Here is an 8486-nt window from a genome sequence, read left to right on the forward strand (position 1 = left end):
CATCTCTCGCCAAATGCTTCAGGATTTGTAATTCTACATCCATTGCCCTGCTTACCTTCCAGAGTTTTTTCTTTTGATTCTTTTATTCAGAATACCCGGAAAGTGACAGAAGAGGGTTAATGTTGGGTTGTGGATTGGGGTATTGCTAGTATGTACCCTCTTAGTAGCATTCGAGTCAGAACTACTCGTGGATTCTTTGGAAGCAGCCACATCCCAGCTAGGTTTGACCGCATTATTTACAGGAGTGATTCTTGTGCCTATCATTGGCAATGCTGCTGAACACACAACAGCTGTGACTGTGGCAATGAAAGATAAGATGGATCTCTCCCTTTCCGTTGCTGTGGGATCAAGTATGCAGATTGCTCTGTTTGTAGCTCCTGTGTTAGTAATAGCGGGGAGGTTTTTCGGTCAACCGATGGATTTAGATTTTAGTCCCTTTGAATTAGTGGCTGTGGCTGTATCGGTGTTAATTGCGAATACTATCAGTTCAGATGGTAAATCGAATTGGCTAGAAGGCACATTACTTTTAGCTGCTTATACACTCTTAGGGTTTGCTTTCTACTTCCATCCAATCATTGATGGCATGGGGTAATTGTTATTGATTGGTTGTTGATTGTTAATTGGTATTTATTCCTAACAACTATCAGCTATCAATAACCAACAATTGAAAATCCAGAATACGGTTGAAGTCAAAAGAAAACAATTTTATTAGGAGCGCGTATGGAAGAAACTCCAAATCAACCACAATCTCTGAGCATGCAAGCTGTCTCCAACCCAAGCCTACCAACACTGCGTTTTGGTGATTCAGGTGATGCTGTTCGTGTGTTGCAAAAATTGTTATTGTGTAATCGCTACTCTGTCCGTATCGATGGAAATTTTGGTGCGCTGACAGAGACTGCTATCAAGTCCTTTCAGAACCAACGGAATTTAGTGGCGGATGGAATAGTAGGTTCTCGAACTTGGCGTGAGTTGACAAAGTAGACTTCATAGACTGCGTACACCAAAATTGGGGATTGGGGATTGGGAATTGGGGATTGGATCTATTTATATACCCATTGCCCGATGCCCAATGCTCTATGACCGATGCCCTTTGCCTTTTGCCGTGACTGTATATGGGTAAGATATATTACAGTTTACTCGCTTTGTAGCACATTAAAATTGCACAAAGCCTAGTATTATAGTCAAAGTGCAAAATTAGGACAATCAGCATGGGGAAAATAAAGATATTATCCCCATGCCTTTATCGTCCTTTTTTGTTTAATACAGCTTGATATCTAACACATATTAGGCATACCTAAATATACTTAATTTTTTATTAGTCATTCCTTAAGGAAGCCAGATACTATCGTCAAGTTTTTTTTGAGATCAGTATCACTTTTTTTAGCTGTTAATATGTACTATTCCGGAATAGTAACCTTTTGGTATGTGAAAGAAAATATGGGTGTTAGTAAAATGAAATACAATGAGTGATATAAGCCTACTGATGTCGGGCGTGTTAAAAACAGGACAACCATCTCAGCCCTATGTTCCGGAAAATTCACCGGTTCAGCTCGACAATTACATAAAACAGTCAAAACAAAGTCATTTGTCTGAGGTTGTTTCAAAACACCAAATCACGCCACCTGAATTTATGTTGTCAGATGGTAATGTGCCTGTTATGCCATTAGCGATCGCATCAGATGCACTTGATACATCAGATAGACTAGATAACGATCCTAGATTTAAAAACATTTCAGACTCTGCTAATTTATCTGAGTCCCAAAAATCTCAAGTTGAATTAGAAGACGCTGTTGTCGATAGTCTGGATGACTCAAATGTAAAACCAGAGTTTACTCCAATATCTGTTGTTAAATACAAAACCGTTGTCCAAAATCCTCATAGCAACCAGCCAATATACTTAGCAGGGGGAGAGTTACCACAGCGTCGTTTCAGGAATAGACAAACCAGAAGCTACAGGCAGATCGCAAAACTTCCAAGGTACACTGGTTCAGATTTACCAATTCTGCGTTTTGGTTACGCAGGAAATGCTGTTAGGGTTCTACAAAGGCTGCTACTATCTAATGGTTATGCTATTCAAGTAGATGGAGCTTTTGGAGCTTTGACAGAGGCTGCTGTCAAAGCCTTTCAAAACCGACGCAATTTAGCTTCAGACGGAATAGTCGGTCAAAAAACCTGGTATGAGTTAACAAAGTAGTCAATAGTCCAGAGTCAAGAGTCCAGAGTTCAAAGTTTACAATCTATTGACTATTGACTATTGACTATTGACCATTGACTATTGACTAATTACCTATACTGATGTTGCTCTAATAATTGTTGCGCTCTAGGTTTGTAAATTAAATAGAACAAAGCCTCAATATAACGCAACAAATCCTCTCGATTTTCCTTTGAGATAAAGTTCCAGAAGCCATAAATTCGCGCCAAGGATAGCAACTTGTGAGTATGAATTTTCCAAGTATAGGTGCTGTAAACTCGGTCGATAGATCTTTGAGAAATTTCATACCAGTAATTTGGATTTTGGTCGCATTTATTCACAAAATTTAAAATTTTTGTGGCTGTCTCCTCTAAATTAGTTGGGTTGATGTAAAAGCCATTGATTTGATCCTGAATAATTTCCAATGGCCCACCAAACTGGGTAGCAAAAGTAGGTAATCCTGAAATCATCGCCTCCAAAATCGTCAAACCAAACGCCTCAAATAAAGCGGGTTGCACAAATATTCCTTGATGGTCGGCAATTACACGGTATAGTTCTCCGGAATCTGTTTTAGATAAACGTACACCCAACCAGCGAATTTTACCTTGGAGATTGTACTGCTCAATAATCCGGTAGAGTTTAACAATTTCTTCCCGTTCTTCGTTATCACCTGATTCTTCAATGCGCAACTTACCTGCCACTAAAATTAAGTTGCAATGCTCCTGCAATTCTTTGCTTTGGCCAAAACATTCTGCTAAGCCTGTGAGATTTTTGATCCGGTCAAGACGTGCTATTGATAAGAGAGGGCGTTTGCCGGGATCGTCGAGTTTACCAAATATATGGGCAGAGTCTTCTAAAGTAAAGAGCATTTCTTCAATGCGTTGGCGATCGCTCTCTATCCTGTCTTGAGTACGGTTGTAGGGAAAGAAGTAATTCTCGTTCACGCCCGGCGGTACGACATTAAATTTGGGACTAAATAGTTCAATGCCATTGACCACATGATACAAATCCGGCATGGTGAAGCACTTATAAGATTCATATTGCCCGACACTATCCGGAGTTCCGACTATTTCTTGATAGGTGCTGCTGATGATAAAATTGGCTGCATTCATCGCCAATAAATCAGCGGTGAATTGGATCGAAAAATGATATTTATCTTCTAAATCTTGCCAGTAGAGGTTACTAAACAAGTATTTAGACTTTTCTAAAGCATGGGCAATGATACACTGGGTAACACCCAAGCGACGTGATAGCAAAAACGCGACCAAATTCCCATCAGAATAGTTACCAACTATCAAATCGGGTCTGCCTTGAAATTCCGCTAGCAGTTCTTTTTCGGCATCTATCGCATAAGTTTCTAAATACGGCCAAATTTCAAACCGGGAAATCCAATTTTGTGTCACGTTGGAATTGAATTCCCGAAATGGCACGCGCAAAATCCAGGCATTTTCTGTGCCGTAGATTTTTTCTAGACGTTGGCTGCAAAGAGTACCATCGCTATTGGGGATGAGGCGGGTGAGAATGATCACCTTCGGTTCAACATTCAGTCCCTCTAAACCCGCTAGAATAGCATCTTCTTGCAGCTGCTTTTCTAAACTCTTGGCTTGGTCAAGGAGGTAAACTACCTGACCGCCAGTGTCGGGACGACCCAAAACTCCCTCTTGGCCAAACCAGCCGTGGGGAGACACCAAGACGATTCTAAAAATCATCGGGATGCGGGAAATAAAGGCTTCTAGGGTTTGGGGATCGGGAGAGTCTATCAATTCATCAAGAATGCTGAGGGTTTCCCGTACGCGCGTGGCGGTATTACCCCAACCCGGTTCAAAGCCCATCGTTTGCAGTTGAAACCGGAATTCTTCGTATGGTTCTTCACTGGGGCGATCGCTCACAAAGGCGATCGCTTTTTTGACTTGTTCGGAAAGTTGCTTCTGGGATTGAATGCGATTGTTGATCAGTAACTGGACACCGTTATACTGATGCAGGCTCAAGAAAACAAACAAACTCTCCAGCCATTGCTTGGGATCTTGAAAAAGTTTGCTAGACAGGTAACGGTTGAGAAACTGCACTCCCTTACCAATATTTTTCGGGTCGCGGATGATTGGGGAGTAATCGTAAAACGGGCCAAAATCTAGTTCCAACAGATCGCCTTCATTGGGATGAAACCGATTTACAAAGCGATCGCGCAGATCCAAAAGTTCCTGCACTGTCATCGGCTCAACACTCAAATCTGCTGTCAGCCGATAAACTTCTTGACTAGCAATTTTGGGGCGGACAATGAAACAAAAGCTGGAACCATCTTGAATGATTTCTTGAGTGTAGTAGATTAGCTTACCCAAGGATGATGAAGTGCTAAATTGCTGGGATGTCTGGTACTGAGCACAATATTCGTTGTATACATTCAGTATGTCATTCCGCAGCCAGTATCTTTTTTCTTGTTGGCTTAATTCACTCAGAAAGGAACGCAAATCATGTTTTTCTTCACTATCGAGGACTGCTTGAATTAAATCAGACATAAAAAATCTGCCAAAAGATATTTGAATTTTGATTTTGAATTCAGCGTTGAAGTGGAAGAGAGTGATGAATAATGATCTTAAGTGGAAAAAGCTTTAAATTTCGCACTCAAATCAAAAAAATCATTTATTTTCTCAATTCCCATCGTTTTATTTACATTTTTAGGAATATCCTAATTGTTGTTATCTTGTACTCTAACTAAAGGCGTACATTATTCATTAATTCGATTAATTGGAATTGTTGGTTATTCCTAAAATTGACTTCGTAAGGTTCATTACTACGTCATCGCACCCCACGGAAACTGAAGTTCAACTGCTCAACTATTTATTAGCAATTACATGAATTGATTTTCAAGTAGCATTTATTGCAACAAAAATTCATTTATTTTAGATTTCAAACACCAGAAATTTGAAAATAAATTAAATTAAATCAAGTTTATTATGATACATCATCTCTGCCTAGTCCAACTATTTATAATTACAGCATAAGTCTTGAAAAAGCAGGTCGATGCTTATGACTGAACATACACACCATACCACTGCTGAAGACCACAGTATAGGCAATATAATGATTATATCTCTCCTTGCCTTATGTGGGCTGACTGTCATCTTTTTGTTGGGTATTTTTTAACTAGGATTAAAACATTTTGGATTTGTCAAATATTTTATAAACAGCAGTCCAGGAATCTAAAAGGGCTGCTGTTTCGCATAGTTATTTAGTATTTGTTATTTAGAACAATCATTAATTTCTTTACAGGCAAGCTTAGCGTTGATTTTTCAAGGAGATGAAGATATTTGCTCCGCTAGAAAAATGTTATTAAACATCAGTTCAACACGGCTTAAACTGGCGATCGCATCTACTCATATTGCCCGATCGTTTCCTAGCTTCCATCCCGCATCTATCATTTGAGTTAGTTCTTCTAAATCAATATTGTTTATCGCTCGTGCCAGTTGCACAAACTGATAAAATTTTTCAAAAGAAGTGGGATCTGTAGGGTCTAAGCAAAAAAACTCGCAAAAAAGAGAAAATTCGCCAATAATTTTTATGTAAAAACGGTTTACTCCACTTATAAAAGCTTTTGCGGTTTTTTGCGCCTCTGATTCAAAGCCTGATTTGTCTAGGTGGTAGTCAAAATCACCTTGCTCAAACATCTTTGTTCCTTTTGTGCAATTTACTACTTTGCAAACCTTTACTTGTCACAATATCTCGCAGTGTAAATACTAATTCTTCTCCTTGCTGCTCTATATTTTTTTCAGTTGCAAAGTTAAGAATTATCTGTTCAATCTGCTGCCGCTCAACAACATTGGCGTCTAAGTAAAAATTAACTAGCAATTCCACAAACAGTTTGGAATCAAGCTTAGCTTTGTGAACCAAGTCTTCGAACATAATGCCCACCCATTTTAGCTAGTCCAAGATCGGTAACATGGGTATTTGTTTTATATCAGGCGAGGAAATCAAGGAAATTTGTTGAACTTGTATTTATTAACTAGATTTGCTCTCCAAAATAGCTTTTCTCATCGCCACAATTTGCTCTTAAGCAAAAATTTTCTTGAATTAGATTCTGATTTTGTTACATTTGATCGTATTGTTATCAAAAATACTTAATCTTAATTTTTATCAATTTAGGAAGGTTTTAGCCAGTGAAGTTCAGGAATTTAAGAAACAACTTAAATTCCAAGACTTACTGTAGAGCTTCAAGCACAAATAACTTAATTTGTAATTTGTCAATCCAGTCAAATAATTCTTTACTTTACAAGAAATATAAGGGTTCTAAGTTGTCAAAAGATACGGCAGCAATACGGTAGAATACATACAAAAATAGTTAATTTTTACTGTTGCATTCCTGTGTGCGTAACCATCTCACGTTATTCTGAAAATCAACCCCGGTCGCACCGGGGTTAATTTTTACCCAATTTCTTGGGCGAGACTCCCTGTTCCCCAATGGTCACTATGTGACTATAGTGACTGAGGAAACGTTCAACTCTGCCCCAGTTACATTGGGGCTTTTTTTATGGAAGGATTGATCTTAGCGTCAATCTTTCATTGTGTCCAGGGAATAACACTTCACAGCTAGCTGTTTTAGCTTGAGCATTTCTACAGCGAGTGAGTCTCAAGTGAGAGGGGGTGAGGGAAGTACTATCTTTGACTGCAACCTAGTATCACATCATACTTGAACACCCACAAATAACTTTTAGGCGATCGCGTGCGGCGATCGCCTGTGTGAAAACTAGGAGACACCCCTACACATTATTAAAGTGACGAGAGAGTCGCTCAAGAATGTTAGCTAGCGTGTTAAAGATGCAATTGATTCCAACGAATTTCTGAGTGCAGAATTGAACCAATTGCTAAAGTTGCGTTCTCCAACGAGTTTTTCATAGACTGCTTCATAGCCATCAACCATTTGAGTAACGCTAAATCTCTTCTCTACATGTTCTCGGCATTTATGGCGATTTAGTTCCAAAGCTTGGGGTATCATCGCCGCCATTTCTTCGTAGCTTTGGCAGACATAGCCTGTCTGGCCATTAGCAATTACCTCTGATACAGAACCCATATTCATGGCAATTACTGGTGTACCAGTTGCCATAGATTCAGCCATCACCAAACCAAAAGGTTCGCACCAGGTGATCGGGAAGAGAGTAATTGCCGCATTCCCTAATAGTTCAGCTTTTTGAGCATGATTGACTTCGCCCAAAAATTCGATTTGCTTACCATCAATAAGGGGAGCAATTTCTTGTTCAAAGAACTTCTTATCTACAACATCTATTTTACCAGCCATCTTTAAGCGCCATCCTGCCTGTTTAGCAATGGCTATAGCATGTTGCGGCCCCTTTTCTGGTGAGAAGCGTCCTAAAAATGCCAGATAGGGTGGTTCCTGGGGTTGCTCAAAAAACGGAAAGTTTTCGACTGCGATACCGTTATAAACAGTGGCAACGTAGTTGATGTTTAACAGACGTTGAGCGTCACTAATGCTGACATATGGTTGCGTGTGATGCTGCCTATATACTTTGCTGTTGTCGCGAGTAAAAATGCCATGTAGGGTATGCACCGTTGGTGTTGACACCAAACTAGCCAAAGCTAGTGACCAAACTCCCACGTGTGAGTGGATGATATCGAATTCCGCAGCATGTTGATAAACTTTGCTGACGTGCAGGAGTTCGTACATTGCAGGTTCTTTGATGCTTGTATCTAGGCGCAATGCACATGGACTACCCGCTTCTAATCGAGCTAGAGTCTGGGAATCGCCGGAGGCGAATAACGTGACATCGTGACCTCTGCGTACCAATTCATCAGTCAAACGACTCACTACCAACTCAGTACCACCATAGGTGGTAGGGGGAACCTTTTCCCACAAGGGAGCGATTTGTGCGATTTTCATAATATTTATAGTTCAGCCGTCAGAAGCCTTGTCACATAGACTCCTTCTGAGATACTTAAGGTAGAGAACTCTCCTGATATCTGCAATTGACCTCACCTAACTTGCAGTAAATCGTACAAATTCGGTGAACTGAACCTAAAACTCATCTCCAAATGAGTGTAGATGGATTTACAACTCTCTATCTTAATTAGATAATCGATATGAATGTATCTATCTTAAGATAGTTATTTTTTCTATCTTGAGATATAAATTTGGGGATGTCTGCAAACGATCGCAAGTATAATCATCCTTTGGGCGTTGCTGAATTTGGTCATGAATTATGTGTGCATACATTTTTGTAGTTCGATGCCAAATCATTGTAGAGACGTAGCAATGCTACGTCTCTACATACCCGTGAATTGTAAATTC

General features: G+C 39.7%; 6 protein-coding genes and 1 pseudogene. 3 read left to right on the top strand and 4 right to left on the bottom strand.

Annotated features, from left to right (window positions below; translation table 11 throughout):
• Positions 1 to 118: 118 nt before the first annotated feature.
• The 3 genes and pseudogenes from cax to HXY43_RS26455 all read left to right on the top strand — a co-directional run.
• Positions 119 to 592, top strand: a pseudogene (gene cax / locus HXY43_RS26445) (calcium/proton exchanger); the annotation flags it as partial.
• Positions 593 to 720: 128 nt separating this feature from the next.
• The gene (locus HXY43_RS26450) at positions 721 to 981 is read left to right on the top strand and encodes a peptidoglycan-binding domain-containing protein (RefSeq protein WP_197036008.1); all 261 of its coding nucleotides are present in this window, start codon (positions 721 to 723) and stop codon (positions 979 to 981) included.
• Between the two features lie 481 nt (positions 982 to 1462).
• On the top strand, positions 1463 to 2194 hold the full coding sequence (locus HXY43_RS26455) for a peptidoglycan-binding domain-containing protein (protein ID WP_290890152.1): 732 nt from the start codon (positions 1463 to 1465) through the stop codon (positions 2192 to 2194).
• 89 nt (positions 2195 to 2283) lie between these two features.
• Here the strand turns inward: HXY43_RS26455 and HXY43_RS26460 are convergent, their stop codons facing one another.
• From HXY43_RS26460 to HXY43_RS26475, 4 genes are all read right to left on the bottom strand, one after another.
• A complete protein-coding gene (locus HXY43_RS26460; protein WP_290890155.1) occupies positions 2284 to 4704 on the bottom strand; it encodes a sucrose synthase in 2421 nt (806 codons plus the stop codon).
• Positions 4705 to 5562: 858 nt separating this feature from the next.
• Positions 5563 to 5853, bottom strand: a complete 291-nt coding sequence (locus HXY43_RS26465) for a hypothetical protein (RefSeq protein ID WP_290890158.1) — start codon at positions 5851 to 5853, stop codon at positions 5563 to 5565.
• On the bottom strand, positions 5846 to 6088 hold the full coding sequence (locus HXY43_RS26470; protein ID WP_290890161.1) for a hypothetical protein: 243 nt from the start codon (positions 6086 to 6088) through the stop codon (positions 5846 to 5848). Before HXY43_RS26470 ends, HXY43_RS26465 begins: the two co-directional genes overlap by 8 nt.
• Before the next feature lie 898 nt (positions 6089 to 6986).
• Positions 6987 to 8078, bottom strand: a complete 1092-nt coding sequence (locus HXY43_RS26475) for a glycosyltransferase family 4 protein (RefSeq protein ID WP_290890164.1) — start codon at positions 8076 to 8078, stop codon at positions 6987 to 6989.
• Positions 8079 to 8486: the final 408 nt, after the last annotated feature.

The sequence above is a fragment of the Fischerella sp. genome, from assembly GCF_013388695.1.
In the GTDB taxonomy this organism is placed as follows: domain Bacteria; phylum Cyanobacteriota; class Cyanobacteriia; order Cyanobacteriales; family Nostocaceae; genus PCC9605.

Bases quoted from the DNA above. Each gene is read 5' to 3' on its own strand.
- HXY43_RS26450 (WP_197036008.1), top strand. From the start codon at position 721: ATGGAAGAAACTCCAAATCAACCACAATCTCTGAGCATGCAAGCTGTC.
- HXY43_RS26455 (WP_290890152.1), top strand. From the start codon at position 1,463: ATGAGTGATATAAGCCTACTGATGTCGGGCGTGTTAAAAACAGGACAA.
- HXY43_RS26460 (WP_290890155.1), bottom strand. From the start codon at position 4,704: ATGTCTGATTTAATTCAAGCAGTCCTCGATAGTGAAGAAAAACATGAT.
- HXY43_RS26465 (WP_290890158.1), bottom strand. From the start codon at position 5,853: ATGTTTGAGCAAGGTGATTTTGACTACCACCTAGACAAATCAGGCTTT.
- HXY43_RS26470 (WP_290890161.1), bottom strand. From the start codon at position 6,088: ATGTTCGAAGACTTGGTTCACAAAGCTAAGCTTGATTCCAAACTGTTT.
- HXY43_RS26475 (WP_290890164.1), bottom strand. From the start codon at position 8,078: ATGAAAATCGCACAAATCGCTCCCTTGTGGGAAAAGGTTCCCCCTACC.